Consider the following 22,551-nt stretch of genomic DNA (forward strand, 5'->3'; position numbering starts at 1 on the left):
CTCGACTGGAAGGACAGCGACTGGAAGGCCGACCTGGACGCCGCCCTCGACTGGAAGGGAGCCCTGAACGGCGTCTGGCCCTTCTGATCTGACGGTCAGTCGCGGGACGCGGGCGCGCGACCGGGCAGGCGGGCGGCGAGCCGGCCGGCCCAGGCCCGCTCCCGCGCCTGCCGTGCCGCCCACCGCCGCGCGTCCGCCGCGCCGGCGTGCAGCCACAGCAGCGGGGCCGTGCCGCGACCGGTGAGCAGCAGCCGCCGGTTGCGGACCGGCTCCGGGCGCCAGTGGTGCTTGTACGGCTCGCTGCCCCGCAGCATGCTCAGCGTGGCCCGGCCGCCCGCGCTGGTCTCCCGGGCCCCGTGCCGCAGCAGCATCGCGGCGACGTCGACCTTCCGCTCCCGCAGCACCGGATCGGCGCCGTACAGATAGCCCCCGGCGAGCCGCGGGGACATGAGGGTGAGGTCGGCGGCGACGACGTCCCCGCCGAGCCGGAACTCGGTGACCATGGCGTCGCCGCGCTCCACCATGGGCCGCACCGCCCGGGTCAGGTGCTGGGCGAACCGCTCGCTGGTGTGCTCGGCGGTGACCCCGCGGCCCCGCCACTGGAGCTGGTGGAGGGCCAGCAGCCGGTCGAGGGCGGCGGGCACGTCGGGGCCGGTCACCACGTGCGCGTCGATGCCGAGCGCGTCGAGCTTGCGCAGCTTGGCGCGGACCCGCTGTGCCTTCCCGGAGGGGATCCGTTCGAGCAGGCCCTCCATGGGGACGGCGGGCAGCTCCAGGCAGAGGGAGTCGGGGAGCCGGCGGCGCGGGCCGCGCCACTGGGCGAAGACCCGCTCGGCGGCGGCGCCGGGCCGCACCTCCCGCAGGTCGACGACCGTGCCGCGGGCCGCCCGGGCGATCGCGCCGGCCAGGGCGGCCGCCGCCTCCGGGCACGCGTCGTCGAGGAGGACGTCGGTGAAGTCGGTGATGGCGCCGCCGAGCTGGGTCAGCACCGGCAGCGGCCCGGCCGCCCGCATCAGGGGCGCCGCCGCCACCAGCGCGCCGGCCCCGTCCCGTACCAGCACCACCCGCAGGGCGCCGGGACGGCCGTACGAGAGCCACCAGGAGTGCAGCCAGGAGTGCGACTGGAACGGGGTGGCCGAGGAGCAGCGCCCGTACAGGTCGGTCCACTCGGCCGCCAGCCGCCCGAAGCCCTCGGCGTCACGGCAGAGCTCGGTCCGGAATGCTCTTCCCAAGGTCACACCGCCTCCGGTTCCGGCTGGTGGGCGGCGGGCGCGGGCACGGCGGCCGCGCCCGCGGCCGGGGCGGCCGGGCGGGAGTGGCGGCCCTCGCCGCGTCCGGCGGCCCGCTTCGGGCGGACCAGCAGCGCGAGGCCGCCGAGCAGTCCGCCGGCGCAGGCGCCGACCAGCGCGGAGAGCGGCGCGGACGGCGACACGGGGGCGGTCGGCTTGGTCGCCCGGGAGAACTGGACCACCTTCACACCGGTGCTGCCGGCGACGTGCGAGGAGTTGAGGACCAGCGAGCGGGCCACCCCGTCGGCGATCGACACGGCCTGCGCGGCCTTCGGGGCGCGGGCGGTGATCGAGATCATCGGCGCGTCCGGGGAGGTCTCCGCCGTCACGCTCTCGCGGAGGGTGGCGGCGGTGACGCCCGCCCACACCTGGGCGTCGCCGGTCACCGCGATGTCGGTGGCGACCCGCCCGTACGCCTGGGCGAAGCCGAGCGCCGCCGCCGGGTCGGACTTCTCGCCGGGGACGACGATGACGTAGCTGACGGCCGCGTACTCGGGGGACTTGAGGACTCCGTAGCCGCCGCCGAGCGCGGCCCCGGCGACGACGGCGGCGGGCAGCACCGCCCAGCGGCCGGGGGAGCGCAGTCGGGCGGGCAGTCGGACGGCGCGGGGTGGAGTGGTGGTCATGACGGGCTCTCTCGCTGGGACGGGCAGGGGGCAGGAAGGAGGGGGTTCACGGGCCGGGGCGGCTTCCGACGGCCCGCTCGTAGAGGGTCATCAGGCGGTCCGCGCTGTGCGCGATGTCGTAGCGGCGGGCGGCGGCGGGCACCGGCAGGCGCCCGGGCCGCCCGGGGTCGTGCGCGGTCCGCAGCCGGTGCAGGGCGCCGACCAGCTCGGGCACCGAGCCGCCGATCCGGCGGGCGCCCGGCGCCGCGTCCGCCGGCAGGTCCTCGATCGCCGGGCACGCCACGTACAGCACCGGCAGTCCGGCGGCGAGCGCCTCGACGACGGCGAGCCCGAAGGTCTCGTCCGGCGAGGTGGAGACGAAGACGTCCATGGCGGCGAGGAGTTCGGGCAGCATCGGCCCGGCGGGCCCGTCCGCCGGCGGGTCCTCGCAGGCGCCGAAGAAGTGGACGCGGCCCTCGGCGCCGCACGCGCGGGCCACCGCGCGCAGCTCCTCGCGCCGCTCGCCGTCGCCGACGAGCAGCAGCCGGGCCTCCGGCACCGAGGCCACCGCGCGGATCAGCCGGTCGAACCGCTTCCCGGGCGCCAGCCGTCCGACCCCGCCGACCACGAACGCGTCCTCGGGGATGCCGAGGACGCCCCGGGTGAGGCGGCGGGCGCGCGGGACGAAGGCGAAGCGGCCGGTCTCGATGCCGTTCGGCACCACCTCGATCCGCTCCGGCGCCACGCCCCAGTCGGCGAGCCGGCGGGCCACGCTCGCCGACACGGCGACCGTGGAGGTGCCGAGCCGCTCCGAGGCCAGGTACAGCGCGCGGGTGCCCGCCGACAGCGGGCGGCCCTCGATCTGCGAGGTGCCGAGCGAGTGCTCGGTGGCGATGACCCGGCGGACCCCGCCGAGCCGGGCGGCGAGCCGGCCGTAGACGCAGGCCCGGTAGAGGTGGGTGTGGACCAGGTCGTAGCCGCCCTCGCGGACGAGCCGGGCGAGTCGGGGCAGCGCGCCCAGGTCGCGGTTGCCGGTCATGCCGAGGTGGGTGACGGGGGTGCCGTCGGCCTCGATGCCGACCGCGACCGGGCCCGGGTTGGTGAGCGTCACCACCCGCCCCTGGACGGGCAGATGGCGCAGCAGCAGCCGCAGCTGCTGCTCGGCGCCGCCGATGCCGAGGCCCGTGATGACGTGCAGGACCCTCATCCGAGCACCGCCGCGGCGGGGCCCGACCGGGCCGGGATCAGTTCGGCGGGGTGGCGGCGGCGCAGCGGGTGCAGGGCCCGCTTCGCGGTGAGCCGCCAGGAGGTGTCGGTCTCGCCGATGTGGATCCTCGGCAGCGCGTGCGCGCTGGTCAGCGGGCCGGGGTCGATGCCGCAGGCGTACCCGTACCCGGCCTTGCGGACCGCGCGGACCACCCGCGGGTCGACCGCGCCGTACGGGTAGCAGAAGCCGTCCACCGGGCCACCGGTGATCTCCTCCAGGAGGCTCCGGGAGCGCCGGGTCTCGTCGGCGAGGGTGGCGTCGTCGGCCTCCGTCAGCCGCCGGTGGGTCAGACCGTGCGAGCCGATCTCCATGCCGGCGGCGGCGATCCGCTCGATGCCCTCCTCGGTGAGCAGCGGCTTGCGCGGGCCCTCGGTGTCCCAGTCGTTGACGCCGCCGAGCCGGCCCGGCAGGACGTACACGGTGGCGGTGAAGGAGTGCCGGCGCAGCAGCGGCAGCGCCGAGTCGAGGAAGTCGGCGTACCCGTCGTCGAAGGTGAGACCGACCAGTCCCTTCGCCCGTCCCTCGGCCGTCGCCGCGAGCAGCTCGCGCACCGACACCCCGCGCAGCCCCCGGTCGCCCAGCCAGTGGAGCTGCCGGGCGAAGCGCACGGGGGAGACGGTCACCCCGTACGGGTCGTCAGCGGTGTCGGTGATCGAGTGGTACATCGCCACCCACAGGGGCGGCTTCGCCCACAGGGGCGGCTTCGGCAGCAGGCGGCGCAGCGCGGTGGGGGCGGGCATGGGCGGTCCTTCGGAATCGGATGGAGCGGTGGGGGAGGGGAGGGATCTCCGGCGCCTTGGCGGCGCAGGCGATGAAGAGCAGGAACACGCCGGCGACGACCAGGCCGGCGACGGCGACGGAGACCAGCGGCGGGTCGATCGCCACCGAGCAGAGCCAGCCGGCGCCGGTCGCCCAGGCGCCCGCGGTGGCGAGCCGGAGGAGGCCCTCGCCGAGCCGGTCCGGCCGGACCGGGACGGTCTGCCGGTGGGCGCCGCGCAGCAGCAGGACGGCGGTGAGGGTGATGCCCAGCGCGTTGGCGGCGGCGAGGCCGACGGCGCCCCAGGCGGCGGCGCCGGGCACCCCGGCGGCGGCGGTGGCGGCGAGCCCGGCGGCCATCGCGGCGGCCGGGTACCAGAGCGGGCGGGCGGCGGAGAAGTAGCAGCGGACGAGGGCACCGACCATGGTCTGGCCGAGCAGCCCGAGCGCGTAGACCCGCATCACGGCGGCGGTGGCGACCGTGTCGGCGCGGTCGAACTCGCCCCGCTGGAACAGCAGTTCGACAATCTTGGGGGCGGCGGCGATCACCACCGAGGCACCCACCAGGACCACCACCGCCGCCAGCAGCAGATCCCGCTCGACCCGCCGCCGCGCCCCCTCCGGATCGCCCGCCGCCAGCGCCCGCGCGACCACCGGGAAGCTGACCGTGCACAGCATCAGCGACAGGATCATCGGCATCTGCGCGATCTTCTGCGCGTAGTTCAGGTGCGAGATCGCCCCGGACGGCAGCGGCGCGGCGAGGAACCGCTCGACCAGCGTCTGCGACTGACGGGTCAGCGAGAAGGCCACCACCGGCGCGATCAGCCCGAACACCACCAGCCGCCCCTCCCCGCCGACCCCCGGCGCCAGGGCCTCCGGCTCCCGCGAGGGCACCGGCCGCGCCCGCAGCTCCCGCACCAGCGAGGGCGCCTGCACCAGCACCATCAGCACCCCGCCGACCGCGACGCCGGCGGCCGCCGACCGCACCCCCCACGGCTCGCGCAGCAGCACCATCGTGCCGATGATGCCGACGTTGTACGCCACGTAGATCGCGGCCGGCGGCAGGAAGACGTGGTGCGCCCGCAGCGCCGCCGAGCAGTAGCCGACCAGCGCGAACGTCAGCACACAGGTCGCGGTCAGCCGGGTGCAGTCCACCGCGAGACCCGGGTCGGAGAGCCCCGGCGCGAGCAGCCCGACCACCGCGGGCGCGGCCACGACCATGACCGCGGCGACCACCCCCACCGTGAGGGCGAGCCGGGGCAGCGTCCCCCGGACCAGCTCCCGCACCGGATCCCCGAACAGCGTCCCCGTCCGCCGGGCCAGCGCCCGCGAGAAGGCCGGCACCAGGATCAGCGCCATCGCGTCCTCGATCAGCAGCGTGGACGCGAACTCCGGCACGGTCCACGCCACCAGGAACGCGTCCGTCTCCGCGCCCGCGCCGAAGTACCCGGCGAGGATCTGGTCCCGGACCAGCCCGAGCACCGCCCCGACGGCGGTCAGCGCCGCCGTCACCGCCGCCGCCTTCGCGAGGAACCCCCGCTTCTGCCCGCCCGCCGGGGCCTTCACCCGGGCGTGCGCCCGCCGCCCGGTCCGCGGCGGCGTCAGGACGGCGGTCGCGGGGCCCGGTCCGCCGGCCGGCGCCTCCGGCGGCGCGCCGGAGGCGCCGGCCGAACCGGGCGCGGGCGCCCACACGTCGGCGCCCGGCTCCGGGGACACGACCCCCGGCAGCACGGCGGCCCCCGGGGCGCACGGGGAGTCCGTGGCGTCCGGGGGCATCGGGGACCAGGGGTCGGTCAGGGGTTCGCCGTGCTGCGGTCCCGGCGGACACGGCGGTACGGCTCCGGCGCCGCCGGACCCCGGGGGCGCGACGCACGCGTCCGTGGGATCCGGCGGACCGGCCCACGGGTCACGCACCGCGCACCTCCGCCGCCCCCTCCCGGCCGGGCGCCAGCGCCCACCAGGCGGCGAGGCCGAACACCACCGACATCAGCACCGTCGACGGGCCGCCGATGTCCGCGTAGAAGAAGTCGATCAGCTGCCAGGCCAGCAGCCCCGTCGCGACCAGCGCGCAGTCCGCGCCCGACCGGCGCCGCCGCAGCGCGCCCACCAGGAGCGCCAGCCAGCTCCCCGCCAGCGCGAGCAGTCCGATCAGCCCCTGCTCGCTGAGGACCAGCAGGTACATGTTGTGCGGGGAGAGCAGCGGCTGCTTCCGGAAGCCCGCGCCCGCGCCGGCGGTGTCGCTGCCGGCCGAGAGCGCCACCGAGGCGTGCGAGTCGCGGTACTGAGGGAAGCCCTTCAGCCCCACCCCGGTCAGCGGCTCCGACGCCCACATCCGGCCCGCCGCCGCCCACATCGTGTACCGGTCCGTCACCGACTGGTCCGGCGCCGCCGTCACCCGGGTGATGCTGGTGACCCGCTCCTTCACCATCGCCGAGCCGATCCCGAGCCCGCCGACCAGCACCACCGCCAGCGCGCCCACCGCGAGCGCCACCCGCGCCGCCCGCCGCACCCCGCCCAGCAGCAGCTGGATCCCGCAGGCCAGCACGGTCGCGATCCACGCGCCCCGGCTGAACGACAGCGTCAGCGGCACCACCAGCAGCGCCGCGCAGACCAGCGCTGCCGTCCGCGTCCGCCCCGCCGGAGAGCCCAGCGCGATCCCGGTGACGATCACCAGGCCGTACGCCACCACCGTCGCCATGCCCATCACGTCGGTCGCCCCGAAGGTGCCCACCGCCCGGATGTCCTCGCCCTGGTACGAGGCGCCCGTCCCCGTCAGGTACTGCGTCACGCCCACCGCGCCCTGCAGCAGCGCCAGCGCCACCAGGCCCCACGCCACCACCGCGAAGTCCCGGCGGTCCCGGATCATCAGCAGCACCGCCGCCGGGACGAGCACGAAGACCTGCACGTAACGGGCGACGCCCGGCAGGCTCGACGCCGGGTCGTTCGAGGTGATCGCCGCCAGGCAGACCCCGAGCACCGGCAGTCCGAGCACGACCGCCGCCGTCCGGGTCAGCGGCCGGGCCCCGCCGCGCAGCACCCGGACGAGACAGACCAGCACCAGCAGTCCCGAGGCCGCGTCGGCGACCGTGCCGGTGCCGCCCGTCCCGCCCTGCGCCCCACCGCCGCCCGGCACCAGGAGCAGCGCGATCACCGCGAGCACCGGGGAGAGCGCCCCGGCGCGGCGCGCCCACTCCCGGGCGGCCGGCGTCCCCGCGAGGACCGGCGCCGTCGTCACGGCCGTCGCCATCTCAGCTCCCCGTCGGTCGGACGAGACCGGCCGCGGTGCGGACCAGGATGCAGACGTCCTGCCAGAGCGACCAGTGGTCGATGTAGTGGTTGTCGAAGCGGCAGCGGTCCTCGATCGAGGTGTCGCCGCGCAGCCCGTTCACCTGCGCCAGACCGGTGAGCCCGACCGGCATCCGGTGGCGGGCCGCGTACCCCGCGTGGATCTTGCTGAACTGGGCGACGAAGTACGGCCGTTCGGGCCGCGGCCCGACCAGGCTCATGTCGCCGCGGAGCACGTTCCACAGCTGCGGCAGCTCGTCCAGCGACGACTTCCGCAGGAAGCCGCCGGCCGCGCTCATCCGCCGGTCCCCGGCCACGTTCCACCGGGTCGCCGACTCCGTCTCGTCCGACGGCCGGAGCGTACGGAACTTCAGCAGCGTGAAGTGGCGCCCGTGCTGGCCCACCCGCTCCTGCCGGAACAGCACCCCGGGGCCGTCCGACAGCCGCACCGCCAGCGCGCACAGCGCGAGCACCGGCAGCGCCAGCGCCAGCGCCGGACCGGCCAGCGCGATGTCCAGGGCCCGCTTGGCCAGCGCCCCGCGCCGCTCGGTCGGCGGGACGAGCCGACGGCGGGCGTACCCCCACACGTGCTCGCCCATCGGCCCCTCGCACCGCTCCCCGCCGACCCGCCAGGTCACGCAGCCGTAGTGCTGGAAGAGGGTCACCAGCTCCGGCTCGTCCGACAGGAACACCGCCTCACGGACCGTGTTCTGGATGACCGCCCGGCGGATCTCCTCCGCCGTCGTCAGCAGCGGCAGCCCGGCCTCCACCGGACGCTGCTCGCCGACCGTCGCGTCCGGCAGCCCCACGATCCCCACCGGCCGCATCCCGTACTCCGGGTGCTGGAGGGCCGCCGCCGCGAACCGGCGGGCCGCCGTCGGCGGGCCGACCACGAGCGCCGAACGGGGCCGCTCCCGGGCGATCCGCCGCCCGCGCGCGAGCAGCACCGCCCGCAGCACGGACGCGACCCCGACGTGCGCGCCGTACGCCGCGCACAGCCGCAGCGGCCCGATCGCCAGCTCCGGCGACCAGGCCGCGGCTCCGGCCGCCGCCACGCACCACACCACCCCGGCCCGGGAGGCCAGCGCGGGCAGCTCGTCGAGCAGCCGGACGTGCGCCGCGGGCCGGTGCAGACCGCCGCGCCCGTGCAGGACGAGCAGCAGCGCGGCCACCGGCAGCAGCAGCCGCGGATCCTGATGGGCGGGGCCGAGCAGCGCGCCACCGGCGAGCACGGCCAGGCAGTCGACGACCCGCAGCACCGCCGCACCGGGCCGGGGCCGCGCGTCCGCGCGGTGGCGCGGCGCCGCGAGCCGGCCGGACAGCCGCCGCCGGGGGGCGAGCGAGGCGGACCCGAACGCCGGGCCCGCGACCGGCCACGGGCCGGGTGAGGAAGGAACGCTGGTACTTTCCGTGGTCACTGCGCAATCGGCTCTCTGTGCTCGGTGCCCCGCACTCCGGCCAGCTCGCGGTAGATCTCCGCGACGGCCGCGCCGGTGCGCCGCACATCGAAACTGCTGAGGACGTGCTCGTGGGCCTCACGGCCCAGGCGGTGCCGCAACTCCGGCCTGCCGAGCAGGCGGCCGAGAGCGGCGGCGAGGGCGGCCGGGTCCTCGGGCGGGACCAGGCACGGGGCTTCATGGCCGGGCGGCAGGCTCTCGCGCGCCCCGTCGACGTCGGTGACGACGACCGGCCGGCCCGCCGCCATCGCCTCCAGGGGCGCCAGCGCCATGCCCTCCCAGCGGGACGGCAGCACGACGACGTCCGCCGCCCGGTACCAGGGCACGGTGTCGCCGACGGCGCCGGCGAACCGCACCGAGGGACCGGCGGCGGCCCGCAGCCGCTCCCCGTCCGGCCCGTCGCCGACGAGCACGAGCCGGGCGCCCGGCACCTCGGCGAGGACCGCCGGCCAGGCGGCGAGCAGCACGTCCTGGCCCTTCTGCCGGCAGAGCCGGCCCACGCACACCACGGTGGGCGCCGGGTTCCCGGCCGGCCCGTCGGTCGCGAACCGGGCCACGTCCACCCCGTTGTGCACCACGGACCAGGCGGCCCGGACCCCGGCCAGCTCGCCGGTACGCCGCTCCGCCCCGCTCACGCACAGGATCCGGTCGGTCCAGCGGGCGCCGAACCGCTCCCAGCGGCGGGCCAGTGCGGCGGTGGTGCCGGTGACCGCCTCGAAGGACCAGGCGTGCGGCTGGTACACGGTCGGGATCCGGCCGCGCACCGCGAGCCGGGCACACAGGCCCGCCTTCGCCGAGTGCGCGTGGACGAGCCCGGGCCGCACGGCCCGGAGCACCCGGGCCAGCTCGCGGGTCTCCCGGACCAGCGCGGGACCGGGGTCCCGGCCGGCCCGCCAGTCGTGGACCTCGGCGCCGTCGGCGCGCAGCTCCGCGGCGAGCGCGGTGCCGGGCGGACAGGCGACCACGGGGCGCAGCCCGGCCGCGCGCTGGGCACGCACCAGGTCGACGACGACCCGGGCGACCCCGCCGTCGCCGGGCTGGACCGCGTGCAGGACGGTGACGGACCCGGGGTCCGTCTCGATCGGGGCCCGCACGTCAGCGCCGTACGTCCGCCTGCAGGAAGAGCGCGCCGAGCCAGACGGTGTCCTCGCGGCTGCCGAGCCGGACCTGGACACGATCGGCTCCCTGGCGCAGCGCCCCCCGCAGATCGAAGACGTCGGAGTCGTACCCGAGGGTGTTCCCGGAGGCCGGGAAGCGCGTCGTCCCGGCCGCGCCGAATTCGGTGATGCTGGAGTTCAGCACGTCGTTCACGGAATTGGCGGAATCCCCGAGCCGGGTCGCCTTCCGGCGACTCGTCCGCACCTCCAGGTAATCCCCGGAAGTTCCCCGGTCGCCGTCATAGGCGACGACTCCGAGACGCCCTGCGGTGCCCTTCGGATAACGGTGCCCGTCGAGTGCGACGCGCAGCTCGCCGGAGCGCGGGCCGACCGTCTCGAAGCCGTCCCAGACGCTCAGCCGGCGCAGCGGCTCGCCGTCCTTCTCGTACGCGGCGACCAGCGTCCAGCCGCCCCAGCCGCCCACCGCGCTGCGGCCCATGGCGACGTTGACCTGCGCGACCGTCCACTGGCCCGGCGTGGCCCACCGGACCAGTTCGGTGACGTCGGCGGACGCCTGGAAGGCGTCGGCGCCGTCGGCGGTCCGATGACCCGTCAGGGTGTCGGCGAGCAGCGCCTTGTACCGCCCGCCGGGCTCCGCGATCAGCACCCGGCCGTTGTCCTTCGGCGGCTTCTGCTCGCCCACCCGCAGGTTGCCGCCCCAGTACAGCCGGGCCCAGGTGACCCGGGCGCCGGCCGGCACCGCCAGCTCGGCACGGCTGGAGTTGTACGTGTGGGGGTCGTCGTCCACGTCGACGTAGCCGATCGTCGCCCCGTCGTTGGAGGTCTCGGTGCCCCGGGCGCCCTTCGCCGAGGTGTTGGCGGCGCGCACGATCCCGCCGTGCAGTTCGGCCTGGTAGCGCGCGGCGAAGGGGACCCGGTCGGCCTCCGCGGGCGCGGGCGGCGCGGCGGCGGAGGCGAGCGGCGGCGCGGCGGTCAGCACCGCGCACGACAAGGCGCACAACACGCCGCGACGCACAGCAAGAACCGCTGAATTCCGCATACAGGTTCTCCGCTTTGATGAGAGAAGGAAGGGAAGACCCGTGAAGACCGGGGGAGGGGGAGGTGTCGTCCGCACGAAATGGGTGAACGCGCGGCGGGCCCGGAAGCAACGTTCGGGAACGTTATAACCCCGGCGCGGAGCGATAGTAAGCATTAGATGCTCGGAAACGCTAACTCCCGTATCTGGGCGGCAGGTTCCTCGTTGAGCGTGTTGCGCCATTCTCCGGTCCGTCGCCCGAATGGCCCTCGCGCGGCCCAAAGATCGGTTGAACGTCACCCGTTCGGGAGAGCAACCGATGAATATCCGGGGCGTTGTTGAGGGAGCCGGGCCGAACAGTCCGCGCAGTCCGAGTTGGAAATCGATCGAGGAGTACTTCTCCATGTCTCGTATCGCCAAGGCCGCCGTCCTGACCGTGGGTGCCGCCGCCGCGGTCGCCGGTGCCTCCGGTGCCGCCTTCGCCGACGCCGGCGCCGAGGCCGCCGCCGTGAAGTCCCCCGGTGTCGGCTCCGGCAACGTCATCCAGGTCCCGGTCCACGTGCCGATCAACCTCTGCGGCAACACCGTCAGCGTCATCGGCGCGCTGAACCCGGCCTTCGGCAACACCTGCGTCAACGCCTGATCTCGCACGTCGGATCGGTCCTTCCGAAGCCGGTGCGCCCACCCCGTCGGGTGGGCGCACCGGCTTTTCCCTTGCGGCGACTGGGCCGCTACTCGTTCGGACGCATCCCCGTGCGCCGTCCGGTGCAACGGCGTACGCCCCTCGGCGGAGCAGGTCCGGCGGAGGGATTCACTCGAACGGAGGCGTGGCGCTCAGTAGTTCTGCGGTTGCGGAGGGCTATACCCGCAGGCACGGTGGGAGAGCAGTTGTCCGACGCATAAGGAAAAGGAACACATATGCGTCCCCTGGCTTCACGCCGTCTCACCGCCCTGGCGATATCCGCCGCCCTCACCCTCGGCATGGCGGGACCCGCCTTCGCCGACGAACACCGCCCCTCCCGCGCGGCCGACCGGGCCGCCCACGCCCCCCTTCCCGACGCCGCCGCGCTGCTGACCCAGGCCGAGGCGCTCGGGGACATGGGCGCGGTCGCGACCCCCGTGGCCGACCTCCTCACCGCCGCCCTCAAGGCCGACGACGGCCAGCTTCCGGCGGCCGACGCCGAGGCCCTGAAGGCGAAGATCCAGGCCGCTCTCGACAAGGCCAAGGAGACGGTTCCGGCGCCGCTGCCGGAGACTCCGGGGACGCCGGAGCTGCCGGTCACCCCGCCGGCCGTCGACACCCCGGCCGAGCTGCCCGCGAAGCCGCCCGTGACCCTGCCCGTCGCGGCCGGCGCCAAGGCGGCCGCGGCGGCGAAGGCCGCCCCCGCCGACGTGGTCGACGACGCCCTCGCCTCCGTCGAGAAGGCCGTCGCCGGGCTGCTCGCCGCCGTCACCTCCGGGAACGCCGCCGGAGTCGTCCCGCAGGTCACGGCCACGCTGACCTCGCTGGTGAACCTCGCCGTCGCCACCGTGCTCGGCAGCGGGCTGCCCGCGCCGGACCTGCCGGGCCTCCCCGCGCTGCCCTCCCTCCCGGTGGAGGTGCCGGAGCTGCCCGTCGACCCGCCGGTCGAGGCCCCGGAGCTGCCCGTCGAGGCGCCCGTGAAGCCTCCGGTCGCCGTGCCCGAGCTGCCGGTGAAGCCGCCCCTGCCGGTCCGCTGACCCGCGCGCACCCCCGACCCGTACCGGTCCGGCCTCCCGCCGGGCCGGTACGGGCATGTGTGCGCCCGGTCATCCGGAAATAGCACCGGTCCCCTTCGATCGGGTGCAGTGTCGAGAAATCCCTCCTCCTGGAGTTTCCGGGGAGCGCACCTCTCGTTACAGAAGACGGAAGCGACGTACGGGAATGCCTCAAGAAGCCTGTGCGGAACGCCAGTTGAAGAAACAGAGGAAGGATTTCCCCCATGAAGCCCACCAAGGTCGCCGCGGTCGTCGCCGGTTCCCTCATGGCCCTCGGCGCCGCCGCCCCCGCCATGGCCGCGGAGGCGCTGACCCCGACCAGTCTGAACGGCGGCCTGGAGGCGATCGCCGCCAACGGCCTGAAGTCGGACATGCTCAGCAGCACCACCGAGGGTTCCCCGGTCAAGACGGTCACCGACACCGCCACCCAGCTGAACCAGACCGGCAAGGGCCTCCCGCTGATCGGTGGCCTGCCGGCGAGCCCGCTCGGCGGCTGATCGAATGATTTTCTGACCGGTCGCCGTGTGGCCTCGACCCCACACGGTGTGCCGCTCCCTACTCTCTGGACCGTCCCACCGCGATCGTCCGCGGGGGACGCGGCCGGTCGGAGCGAGGGGGGATCCTCGCCGGTCTCTCCCTTTCTCTCGAGGAAGAGCGGTATGCGGTCCATCATCAGCAGGAAAGTACTCACCGCGGCGGCAGCGACCGGACTGCTGTCGCTGACCGGCGGTTTCGCACTGGCCGCGAACGCGCACCCCGGCACCGGGGACACGCCGGGACCCGGCAACGGCCAGGCCCACGCCCCCCTCTCGCCGGAACTGTGCGGCGCGAGCATGGACCTGGGCGACTACGTGGCGTCGGCCGTCGGAGACCTCTGCGCCCACGCGGCGGAGGACCCCGACGGCGGCTACGGCGAGGAGCCCGAGGAGCCCACCCCGACGCACCCGCCGACCCACCCGCCCACGCACCCGCCGACGCATCCGCCGACGCACCCGCCGACGCATCCGCCGACGCACCCGCCCACGCATCCGCCGACGAAGCCGCCGACGAACCCGCCGACGACTCCGCCGGGTGAGTGCGAGGAGCCGGAGCCGGGCGAGGAGCCGGAGCCCGGCTGTGAGCCCACCACGCCGCCGACCAAGCCCCCCACGCATCCGCCGACGAAGCCGCCGACGCACCCGCCCACGCATCCGCCGACGAAGCCGCCGACGAACCCGCCGACGACTCCGCCGGGTGAGTGCGAGGAGCCGGAGCCGGGTGAGGAGCCGGAGCCCGGTTGCGAGCCCACCACGCCGCCGACCAAGCCCCCCACGCATCCGCCGACGAAGCCGCCGACGAACCCGCCGACGACTCCGCCGGGTGAGTGCGAGGAGCCGGAGCCGGGTGAGGAGCCGGAGCCCGGCTGTGAGCCCACCACGCCGCCGACGAAGCCGCCGACGAACCCGCCGACGACTCCGCCGGGTGAGTGCGAGGAGCCGGAGCCGGGTGAGGAGCCGGAGCCCGGCTGCGAGCCCACCGTCCCGCCGACCACTCCGCCCACCACCCCGCCCGAACTCCCCGACACGGGCAGCGACCCCGCCCTCTGGGGAGCGGCCGCGGTCAGCGCCGCCCTCATCATCGGCGGCACCGTCGTCCAGCTCCGCGGCGGACGCCTCGTCCGCTCCCGCCGCCACTGACGTACGGACCGCGATGACGTGACGTCAACAAGGGCCCTCACCCTCACCGGTGGGGGCCCCTGGCGTTGCTGCACACGGGGGAACCACGCGCGACGTTTCGGCCGACGGGCTCGTTCACACGGCATGACTCTGCGCTCTCAGGCCGGCATGGGCCTTCTCATGACCGCGCTCGCCTCCGCCGCCATGGCCGTCCCGGCCTCCGCCGTCGAGGCCCCGGTGGTGGTGCCCCTCCAGGGCCTCGAACCGGTCCTGCCGATGGACGCGCCCACCATCGCGACCGGCGTCCCGGTACCGGTGCCCGGCGCGCCGACCGGCTTCCAGAAGGGCCTCGGCGCACTGCCCGACGTGACCCTGCCGAGCGTCCCGCTCACCGGCACCCTGCCCGGGACCGTCGTGGACGCCCCGCTCCCCGAGCTCCTGGAGGGCGGCGACCCCGGCCGCGCCCTCTTCTCCACCCCGCACTCCGAGATGGCGGCCGCCACCCCCGGCGCCGTCGTCGGCAACCCCGTCGAGGCGCCGCAGGGCAACGGCCTCGCCGGACTGCCCGACCTCGCCCCGCCGCAGCTCGGTCTGGTCGCCCCCACGCTCAGCGGCGCTCTCGACTCCCAGCTCGGCCTCGCCCCCGGCCGCGACTGACCCCTCGCACTCCTCTCACCCTCTCCCCCCTCATTTCGGAATTCCGTACGAACGCGGTCCGCGCGGGTGAAGACACGATTCTTCCCCGCTACCGCAAGGGCTTCTCGTCGTTGCACCGGAAGGCTTGTCGCATGGCCGCGGCCCGCGGTCCGGTGCGCCGCCCGTCGTATCCGACGGCGGGGGGACATCGGACCGCGGGCCATCATTTCGCCCGCCCCCTCGGGCTTTTCCGATTTCCCGCTCCCGTTCGGCCCAAAGGCCGTGACCCTGCCCGTGATACGGCGTTGAACGGGCGTGACGGCCGTGATCCCTGCGGTCGCTCGACCCATTCAAGGAGTTCTGATGTCTCGCATCGCCAAGGCTGCCGCCGTCCTGGCCGGCACCGGTGCCGTTGCCCTCACCGGAGCCGGCCTGGCCGTCGCCGACTCGGGCGCCGAGGCCGTCGCCGCCGGTTCCCCCGGCGTCGTCTCCGGCAACGTCGTCCAGGTCCCGGTCCACGTGCCGGTCAACCTCTGCGGCAACACCGTCAACGTCATCGGCCTGCTGAACCCGGCCTTCGGCAACAGCTGCGCCAACATCGACAGCCCGAGCGACCACGGCGACGGCGGCTACGGCGGCTGATCCGCCCCCGCGCCCCCCGGACGTCCCCCCGACCCCACCAGGGCCGGGGGGACGCCCATGTCCGCGGCCGCCCCGCCCCGTCAGGCGTACCGGTAGATCAGGCTGTGGTCGAACATCTCCGCCGGCGTCACGCCCCACGGCGCCATCGGCTGGTGCCGGGCCACCACCTTCCGGTACTGGGAGTCGCCCAGCGGCGGCGGCTCCGCCGGCAGATACGCGGCCCCCGGATTGCGCTGCTGCCACCGCGACCACACCAGGTCCACGAAGGAGTGGTGCAGCCAGAACACCGGATCGTTCACCGATCCGCCGCCCAGCATCAGGCCGCCCACCCAGCGGTGCACCCGGTTGTGGATCCGGAACCGCTCGTTGCCCGTGCCCGGCGCCCACCCCTCCAGCCGGTTGCGGAAACCCGACGGGCTGGTCGAGTTCCACGGGGCCGTGTCGTACGTCCGCTCCCGCATCACCTCGTCCAGCTGGGCCGCGGTCGGCAGCGCCACCGGGTCCCGCGGCCGGCCGAAGTCCCTGGTCAGATAGGTGATCTCGGTCATCGCGTGCTTCACCGGCCACCTTCCCTTGGCATGGGCGAAGGGGCCGGTGGTCACCTGGAGGTCCGAGCGGCGGCCGTTGCCGCCCATGAAGTCCTCCGCCCACAGCGAGGACGCCGGGGTGTTGTCCCGCGTCCAGTCCCAGTACGGGACCGTCACCGACGCGTCGATCCGGCGCAGCGCCCGCTCGAACTCCAGCAGGAACTTCCGGTGCCAGGGCAGGAAGCTCGGCGCCATGTGGGCGGTCCGCAGCCGGCCGGCGCCGTCGGCCACGTAGTGGTCGATGTGCATCCGGACGAACTCGTCGTACGTGCCGCGGCGCTTCAGTTCCAGCACCGCGGCCACGAACCTGCGGCGCTCCGTCGTCGTCAGATCGCGCTGGTTCTTACGCGTGTACACCACGCGGGTTCCCTCCCGTCGGGTCGGAGTGGAGGCCGTGCCCCGCCGCGTACCGGGAGAGCGGGGCCGACCCCGCCGCGTCCACGGCCGCGCGGGTGGCGGCGAGCGGGGTCGGGCAGGACTCGTAGTGGTCGAGCGGGCTCACCCAGCCGCCGTCGGCGCACCGCATCAGATGCAGCGGCCGGCCGTCCACCAGGGCCACCGGCTCGCCCCCCGGCCCGGTGAGGCCGCGGATCCGGCGGCCCGCGTACATCTCGTCGAAGAGATGGGGATCCGCTTCCGGCGAGCGCGCCGCGATCCGGCCGAGGACGCCGCCCGTGGCGGCGGTGACGGCCAGTGCGAACAGGGACCGGAGGGCGACACGGCGCGGGAAGGGCATCGGCGATCTCCTGGCGTCGACAAGGGGGCCTCAGGGGCTCAACGATGAAAACCCGTGTTCGTTGCGGCCGGGAGTTCGAGCGGGCGAATGTCGGCCGGATGAGTGAATTCGGTACGGGGAAAGGGTGGTTGCCCCACTAGCATCCCTTTCCATGACCACTCCCCACGTCCTTTCCGAGGCGCGCAGCGTCTCTCCGCTGGGCACGCTGACGGTGATTCCCTGGTCCAGCGAGGCCACCGCCGATTCCGCCGGCACGCCTTTCCTCATGGCGTATTCGCTCGGCGACGGCCGCGACGGGCCGGAGGCCGGTCAGCAGGCGCTGCGCGCGGCCCTGGAGGGCATGGGCCTCTCGGTCGGCGACCGCCTCTTCGACCTGGAGAAGGACGCCGGGATCAGCGCCACGCTGATCGTCGAGGCCGGCACCGCGGTGCTCACCCTGCCCTTCCTGAAGGTGCAGTGCCCGGTGCCCGCCGAGTGGCAGGCCGCGGCGGCCGAGACCGGCAAGGTCTACTTCCTCTGCTCGGTGCGGCCCTGGGCCGAGGGCGTCCCCGGGCAGCCCGTGGACGAGGACCGGCTGCGCGCCTTCGTCTCCGACGAGGCGGTGCTCGCCGACTGCGCCCACGTCATGCTGCCGGTCCGGCGCGTGCAGGGCTGAACGGAAGGGGCGGCGCGATGACGACGCTCGGGGTACGCGGAGTACCGGGTCAGCGGCAGGAGGACGGCGCGGCGGAGGCCGGGCGGCGGCAGGACGGGACGGTCGGCGCGGGCCGGGCGCTCGGCTGGCTGCTGGTGGTCACCGGCGCGGCCGGGATCCTGGCCGCGTGGGTGATCACGACCGACAAGTTCAAGCTCCTGGAGGACCCGGGCTTCCAGCCGGGGTGCAGCCTGAACCCGGTCGTGTCCTGCGGGAACATCATGAAGAGCGAGCAGGCCTCGGTCTTCGGCTTCCCCAACCCGATGCTCGGCCTGGTCACCTACGGCGTCGTCGTCGCCATCGGCGCCGGGCTCCTCGCCGGGGCCCGGTACCGCGGCTGGTTCTGGCTGGGGCTGAACGGCGGGATGCTCTTCGGCGTCGGCTTCTGCACCTGGCTGATGCAGCAGTCACTGTACGAGATCAACGCGCTCTGCCTGTGGTGCTGCCTCGCCTGGACCGCCACGATCACCATGTTCTGGTACGTCACCGCGCACAACGTGCGCACCGGGGTGCTGCCCGCGCCGGCGCCGGTGCGCGGCTTCCTCGGCGACTTCGCCTTCGCCCTGCCCGTCCTGCACCTCGGGATCATCGGGATGCTGATCCTGACCCGCTGGTGGGACTTCTGGACCGGCTGAGGTGAGCCGTTCCTCCGTCCGGCCGTGGGCCGCACTCCTGGTGCTGCTCGCGGCCGTTCTCGCGCTGCTGCTGGTGCCCGGGCGGCTCGCGCCCGGCGAGCGGCACACCGGGACGGGGGCCGCGCCCGATCCCGTACCGCTGCCGCGGGTGCCGTCCGGCTTCTTCACCGGCTCCGACGCGGAGGGGGTGCGGCGCATCTCCGGGGCGGAGAGCTGGCTGGGCGGCACCGAGCTGCGGGTCGGGCACACCTATCTGCCGGGCGACCGCTGGTCCAACATCGAGGGGCATCCGGCGCTCTTCGCGCCGTGGGCGCGGTGGAAGGCGGAGCGGCCGGGGCGGCTGTTCGTGCTGAACGTGCCGATGATGGACCGCAACGAGGCCGGGCTGACCGACGCGGAGGTCCGGGCGGGGCTGCGGCGCGGCGCGGCCGGCGCCTTCGACGGGCACTTCAGGACCCTCGGCGAGCGGCTGGTGGAGCACGGGCTCGGCGACGCGATCCTGGTCCTCGGCTGGGAGATGAACGGCACCACCTACGGGCACCGCTGCGGGCCGGACCCGGCGGCCTGGAAGGCGTACTGGCGGTCGGCGGTCGCCGCGCTGCGCGGGGTGGCGGGGCAGCGGTTCCGCTTCGACTTCACGCCGAGCCGGGGGCGGGACGCGGTGCCGTGGCCGGAGTGCTACCCGGGCGACGACGTCGTCGACATCATCGGGATGGACGCCTACGACCAGCCCGAGGGGGTCTCCTTCGAGGAGCAGGTGAGCGAGGAGTACGGGCTCGCGCACCACGTGGCCTTCGCGAGGGCGCACGGCAAGCCCGTCTCGTACCCGGAGTGGGGGCTCTTCCGGAACGGGGACAACCCGGCGTACGTGCGGGGGATGCTCGACTGGTTCGCCGCCTACCGTCCCGTCTACCAGACGGTGACCGACTACTGCCCGCACGGGGTGTGGGGGTGCGCGGACAACCCGCGGTCGGCCGCGGTGCTCAGGGGCGCGCTGGGAGCGCCGGCCCGGCCTTGAGGGTGTCGACCGTGCGGTGCATCAGGGCCATCAGGTCCTCGGTGAGGCCGCGCTCGGCCCAGTAGAGGGTGGCTTCGCGGAGCGCGCCGAGGACGGCCGCGGTGAAGACCCGTACCTCCAGGTCGTCGGGGGCGCGGCCGGTGCGGTCGGCGAGGGCGCGGGCGAGCCGGCGGCCGGTCTCCGCGGTGGTCTCGGTGAGCCGGGCGCGGACGGCGGGGGTGCCGGCCATCAGCCGGGCGCGGAGCCGGATCTCCTCCGGGTCGGCCTCCAGGGCGGTGCCGACGGCCTCGGTGAGGACCGCGCGGAGCGATTCGAGGGGGTCCTCGCCGGCGGGGCGGGCGCGCAGCAGGGCTTCGAGGCGGTCGTCGGCGTCGTCGGTGAGGACGATGTCCTCGCGGACGGGGAAGTAGCGGACGACGGTGGAGGGAGAGACCTCCGCCTCGGCGGCGATGCGCTCGACGGTGGCCGCCTCCCAGCCGTGGGAGGCGGCGATCGACCGCGCGGCCCGGCGGATCGCCGCGCGGGTCCGCTCCTTCTTCCGTTCCCTCAGGCCCGTGGACATGGGTCCATTCTGCCTGGTCAGGCCTGGTAGGCGACCAGGGAGATGCCGACGTAGTGGACGATGAAGGCGGCGAGCGTGAGGGAGTGGAACACCTCGTGGAAACCGAACCAGCGGGGCGACGGGTTCGGGCGCTTGATGCCGTAGATGATGCCGCCGGCGCTGTAGAGGAGACCGCCGACGATCACCAGGACGAGCACGGCGATGCCACCCGTCCGCATGAAGTCGGGGAGGAAGAAGACGGCGGCCCAGCCCATCGCGATGTAGCAGGGGGTGTAGAGCCAGCGGGGGGCGCCGACCCAGAAGACGCGGAAGGCGATGCCGGCGGCCGCGGCGGCCCAGACCGCCCACATGAGCGGCTTCGCGGTGGAGTCCGGGAGCAGCAGCAGGGTGAGCGGGGTGTAGGTGCCCGCGATGATCAGGAAGATGTTGGCGTGGTCGAGGCGGCGCAGGATCGCCTCGCCGCGCGGGCCCCAGTTCCCCCGGTGGTAGAGCGCGCTGACGCCGAAGAGCAGGCAGGCGGTCAGCACGTAGATCCCGCAGGCGATGCGGGCGCGCGGGGAGTCGGAGAGCGCGACCAGGACCAGGCCCGCGACGATCACGGCCGGAAACATGCCCGCGTGCAGCCACCCTCTGAGCCGTGGCTTCAGCGGGAGCGACGGGGTCGGGGCGATCGGGTCGGGCTCGACCGGTGTCACTTCCGGTGTGGCTGCAGTCATGACACGGAATCGTACCTACGCGCCCGTAGGTCGCGGATATGAGTGGCGATGCTCACGTGTGCACCCCCCTGGACATATGGGCGTTTCCATCGGATGATCAAATGAGTGCGGTCGGCACCGGATGAGCAGCTACGACGCATCCGGGTCGCAGCCCCCACGGGGCATACAGCGAAAACACCCCTCGACAAGGAGCAATCGTGGCGCGCGACAACGCGGCTCCCCTTCCCACCCAGCACCAGGAGCTCGTCTCCTGGGTGAACGAGATCGCCGAGATCACCCAGCCGGACAGCATCGTCTGGTGCGACGGCTCCGAGGCCGAGTACCAGCGCCTCTGCGAGGAGCTCGTCGCCAAGGGCACGTTCACGAAGCTCGACCCGGTGAAGCGCCCGAACTCGTACTACGCCGCCTCCGACCCGACCGACGTCGCCCGCGTCGAGGACCGCACCTTCATCTGTTCCGAGAAGGAGGAGGACGCCGGCCCGACCAACCACTGGAAGGCCCCGGCCGAGATGAAGGAGCTCTTCGCGGGCTCCGAGGGCATCTTCCGCGGGTCGATGAAGGGCCGGACCATGTACGTGGTCCCCTTCTGCATGGGCCCGGTCGGCTCCCCGCTCTCCGCCATCGGCGTCGAGATCACCGACTCCGCGTACGTCGCGGTCTCCATGCGCACCATGACCCGCATGGGCCAGGCCGTCCTCGACGAGCTCGGCACCGACGGCTTCTTCGTCAAGGCCGTCCACACCCTCGGCGCCCCCCTCGCGGAGGGCCAGGAGGACGTGCCGTGGCCGTGCAACTCCACCAAGTACATCTCGCACTTCCCGGAGACCCGCGAGATCTGGTCGTACGGCTCCGGCTACGGCGGCAACGCGCTCCTCGGCAAGAAGTGCTACGCCCTGCGCATCGCCTCCGTCATGGCCCGTGACGAGGGCTGGCTCGCCGAGCACATGCTCATCCTGAAGCTGACCCCGCCGCAGGGCGAGGCGAAGTACGTGGCCGCCGCCTTCCCGTCCGCCTGCGGCAAGACCAACCTCGCCATGCTGGAGCCGACGATCCCCGGCTGGACCGTGGAGACCATCGGCGACGACATCGCCTGGATGCGCTTCGGCGAGGACGGCCGCCTCTACGCGATCAACCCCGAGGCCGGCTTCTTCGGCGTCGCGCCCGGCACCGGCGAGCACACCAACGCCAACGCCATGAAGACCCTGTGGGGCAACTCCGTCTTCACGAACGTCGCGCTCACCGACGACGGCGACGTGTGGTGGGAGGGCATGACCGAGGAGGCGCCCGCGCACCTCACGGACTGGAAGGGCAACGACTGGACGCCGGAGTCCGAGACGCCGGCCGCCCACCCGAACGCCCGCTTCACCGTCCCGGCCGGCCAGTGCCCGACGATCGCCCCCGAGTGGGAGGACCCCCAGGGCGTCCCGATCTCGGCGATCCTCTTCGGCGGCCGCCGCGCCTCCGCCGTCCCGCTGGTCACCGAGTCCTTCGACTGGAACCACGGCGTCTTCCTCGGCGCCAACGTGGCCTCCGAGAAGACCGCCGCCGCCGAGGGCAAGGTCGGCGAGCTGCGCCGCGACCCCTTCGCCATGCTGCCGTTCTGCGGCTACAACATGGGCGACTACATGGCCCACTGGGTCGAGGTCGGCGCGACCGCGGACGCCGCGAAGCTGCCGAAGATCTACTACGTGAACTGGTTCCGCAAGAACGACGCCGGCCAGTTCGTGTGGCCCGGCTTCGGCGAGAACAGCCGCGTCCTGAAGTGGATCGTCGAGCGCCTCGACGGCAAGGCCGAGGGCGTCGAGACCCCGATCGGCGTCCTGCCGACCCGGGAGGCCCTGGACACCGACGGCCTGGACCTGGCCGAGGAGGACCTGGACTTCCTGCTCACCGTCGACAAGGACGTCTGGCGCGAGGAGGCCGCCCTGGTCCCCGCGCACCTGGAGACCTTCGGCAGCCACACGCCGAAGGAGCTGTGGGACGAGTACCGCGCGCTGGTCGAGCGCCTGGGCTGATCCCGTAGCAGTATCGAGACTCGTGGTGGGCTGCCCCGAACTACCGCCCTGACCAGTGGGGTCACGACGGTTCACCACGACGCATCCGGCCCCGGAGCCCCCTCAGGCTCCGGGGCCGGCGCATCT

23 protein-coding genes are annotated in these 22,551 nt (G+C 74.5%); 10 read left to right on the plus strand and 13 right to left on the minus strand.

Annotated elements, in window-relative coordinates; translation table 11 throughout:
* Nucleotides 1-95: 95 nt before the first annotated feature.
* The 9 genes from ABFY03_RS23945 to ABFY03_RS23985 form a co-directional block, all read right to left on the minus strand.
* Entirely contained in the window at nt 96-1,232 is a 1,137-nt protein-coding gene (locus tag ABFY03_RS23945) for a GNAT family N-acetyltransferase (protein ID WP_386723656.1), read from the minus strand.
* A gap of 2 nt (nt 1,233-1,234) precedes the next feature.
* Entirely contained in the window at nt 1,235-1,915 is a 681-nt protein-coding gene (locus ABFY03_RS23950; protein WP_319010020.1) for a YveK family protein, read from the minus strand.
* A gap of 46 nt (nt 1,916-1,961) precedes the next feature.
* The gene (locus ABFY03_RS23955; RefSeq protein WP_319010019.1) at nt 1,962-3,101 is read right to left on the minus strand and encodes a glycosyltransferase; all 1,140 of its coding nucleotides are present in this window, start codon (nt 3,099-3,101) and stop codon (nt 1,962-1,964) included.
* On the minus strand, nt 3,098-3,901 hold the full coding sequence (locus ABFY03_RS23960) for a polysaccharide deacetylase family protein (RefSeq protein ID WP_319010018.1): 804 nt from the start codon (nt 3,899-3,901) through the stop codon (nt 3,098-3,100). The genes ABFY03_RS23955 and ABFY03_RS23960 overlap by 4 nt, the downstream gene beginning before the upstream one ends.
* Entirely contained in the window at nt 3,798-5,693 is a 1,896-nt protein-coding gene (locus tag ABFY03_RS23965) for a lipid II flippase MurJ (RefSeq protein ID WP_346170801.1), read from the minus strand. The genes ABFY03_RS23960 and ABFY03_RS23965 overlap by 104 nt, the downstream gene beginning before the upstream one ends.
* A gap of 130 nt (nt 5,694-5,823) precedes the next feature.
* Nucleotides 5,824-7,164 (minus strand): O-antigen ligase family protein, encoded by a 1,341-nt coding sequence (locus ABFY03_RS23970; RefSeq protein ID WP_346170802.1) that lies wholly within the window; start codon nt 7,162-7,164, stop codon nt 5,824-5,826.
* A gap of 1 nt (nt 7,165) precedes the next feature.
* Complete coding sequence (locus tag ABFY03_RS23975; RefSeq protein ID WP_346170803.1) at nt 7,166-8,620, minus strand: sugar transferase; 1,455 nt, start codon at nt 8,618-8,620, stop codon at nt 7,166-7,168.
* The gene (locus ABFY03_RS23980; protein WP_346170804.1) at nt 8,617-9,753 is read right to left on the minus strand and encodes a glycosyltransferase; all 1,137 of its coding nucleotides are present in this window, start codon (nt 9,751-9,753) and stop codon (nt 8,617-8,619) included. The genes ABFY03_RS23975 and ABFY03_RS23980 overlap by 4 nt, the downstream gene beginning before the upstream one ends.
* A gap of 1 nt (nt 9,754) precedes the next feature.
* Nucleotides 9,755-10,816, minus strand: a complete 1,062-nt coding sequence (locus ABFY03_RS23985) for a DUF3344 domain-containing protein (RefSeq protein ID WP_346170805.1) — start codon at nt 10,814-10,816, stop codon at nt 9,755-9,757.
* A gap of 379 nt (nt 10,817-11,195) precedes the next feature.
* On the opposite strand from ABFY03_RS23985, the gene ABFY03_RS23990 reads away from it, so the two are divergent.
* The 6 genes from ABFY03_RS23990 (at nt 11,196) to ABFY03_RS24015 (ending at nt 15,462) form a co-directional block, all read left to right on the plus strand.
* Complete coding sequence (locus ABFY03_RS23990) at nt 11,196-11,435, plus strand: chaplin (RefSeq protein ID WP_319010012.1); 240 nt, start codon at nt 11,196-11,198, stop codon at nt 11,433-11,435.
* A gap of 275 nt (nt 11,436-11,710) precedes the next feature.
* Nucleotides 11,711-12,511, plus strand: a complete 801-nt coding sequence (locus tag ABFY03_RS23995; RefSeq protein WP_346170806.1) for a hypothetical protein — start codon at nt 11,711-11,713, stop codon at nt 12,509-12,511.
* A 242-nt stretch (nt 12,512-12,753) separates the two neighbouring features.
* Nucleotides 12,754-13,026 carry a hypothetical protein gene (locus ABFY03_RS24000; protein ID WP_319010010.1) on the plus strand — a complete coding sequence of 91 codons (273 nt, stop codon included), beginning with the start codon at nt 12,754-12,756 and terminating at the stop codon, nt 13,024-13,026.
* A gap of 162 nt (nt 13,027-13,188) precedes the next feature.
* Nucleotides 13,189-14,205 (plus strand): hypothetical protein, encoded by a 1,017-nt coding sequence (locus ABFY03_RS24005; protein WP_346170807.1) that lies wholly within the window; start codon nt 13,189-13,191, stop codon nt 14,203-14,205.
* A gap of 123 nt (nt 14,206-14,328) precedes the next feature.
* A complete protein-coding gene (locus ABFY03_RS24010) occupies nt 14,329-14,841 on the plus strand; it encodes a hypothetical protein (protein WP_346170808.1) in 513 nt (170 codons plus the stop codon).
* Between the two features lie 342 nt (nt 14,842-15,183).
* On the plus strand, nt 15,184-15,462 hold the full coding sequence (locus ABFY03_RS24015; RefSeq protein WP_319012299.1) for a chaplin: 279 nt from the start codon (nt 15,184-15,186) through the stop codon (nt 15,460-15,462).
* Nucleotides 15,463-15,542: 80 nt separating this feature from the next.
* On the opposite strand, the gene ABFY03_RS24020 is transcribed toward ABFY03_RS24015, so the two are convergent.
* Nucleotides 15,543-16,409 (minus strand): tyrosinase family protein, encoded by an 867-nt coding sequence (locus ABFY03_RS24020; protein ID WP_319012300.1) that lies wholly within the window; start codon nt 16,407-16,409, stop codon nt 15,543-15,545.
* A complete protein-coding gene (locus ABFY03_RS24025; RefSeq protein WP_346170809.1) occupies nt 16,393-16,785 on the minus strand; it encodes a tyrosinase family oxidase copper chaperone in 393 nt (130 codons plus the stop codon). Before ABFY03_RS24025 ends, ABFY03_RS24020 begins: the two co-directional genes overlap by 17 nt.
* Nucleotides 16,786-16,936: 151 nt before the next feature.
* On the opposite strand from ABFY03_RS24025, the gene ABFY03_RS24030 reads away from it, so the two are divergent.
* From ABFY03_RS24030 to ABFY03_RS24040, 3 genes are read left to right on the plus strand one after another with little or no spacing between them, the layout of a single operon-like run.
* Nucleotides 16,937-17,440 (plus strand): DUF5949 family protein, encoded by a 504-nt coding sequence (locus ABFY03_RS24030; RefSeq protein ID WP_346170810.1) that lies wholly within the window; start codon nt 16,937-16,939, stop codon nt 17,438-17,440.
* Nucleotides 17,441-17,457: 17 nt separating this feature from the next.
* Nucleotides 17,458-18,114, plus strand: a complete 657-nt coding sequence (locus tag ABFY03_RS24035; protein WP_346170811.1) for a vitamin K epoxide reductase family protein — start codon at nt 17,458-17,460, stop codon at nt 18,112-18,114.
* A 1-nt stretch (nt 18,115) separates the two neighbouring features.
* A complete protein-coding gene (locus ABFY03_RS24040; RefSeq protein ID WP_346170812.1) occupies nt 18,116-19,132 on the plus strand; it encodes a glycoside hydrolase family 26 protein in 1,017 nt (338 codons plus the stop codon).
* On the opposite strand, the gene ABFY03_RS24045 is transcribed toward ABFY03_RS24040, so the two are convergent.
* Both ABFY03_RS24045 and trhA read right to left on the minus strand, forming a co-directional pair.
* Nucleotides 19,098-19,694: a TetR/AcrR family transcriptional regulator gene (locus ABFY03_RS24045; protein ID WP_319012305.1), complete on the minus strand. Its 597-nt coding sequence runs from the start codon at nt 19,692-19,694 to the stop codon at nt 19,098-19,100. The genes ABFY03_RS24040 and ABFY03_RS24045 overlap by 35 nt on opposite strands.
* Nucleotides 19,695-19,711: 17 nt before the next feature.
* Entirely contained in the window at nt 19,712-20,410 is a 699-nt protein-coding gene (gene trhA, locus ABFY03_RS24050; protein WP_346170813.1) for a PAQR family membrane homeostasis protein TrhA, read from the minus strand.
* A gap of 197 nt (nt 20,411-20,607) precedes the next feature.
* On the opposite strand from trhA, the gene ABFY03_RS24055 reads away from it, so the two are divergent.
* Complete coding sequence (locus ABFY03_RS24055; RefSeq protein WP_319012307.1) at nt 20,608-22,425, plus strand: phosphoenolpyruvate carboxykinase (GTP); 1,818 nt, start codon at nt 20,608-20,610, stop codon at nt 22,423-22,425.
* Nucleotides 22,426-22,551 lie beyond the last annotated feature (126 nt).

The sequence above is a fragment of the Streptomyces roseofulvus genome (assembly GCF_039534915.1).
In the GTDB taxonomy this organism is placed as follows: Bacteria; Actinomycetota; Actinomycetes; order Streptomycetales; family Streptomycetaceae; genus Streptomyces; species Streptomyces roseofulvus.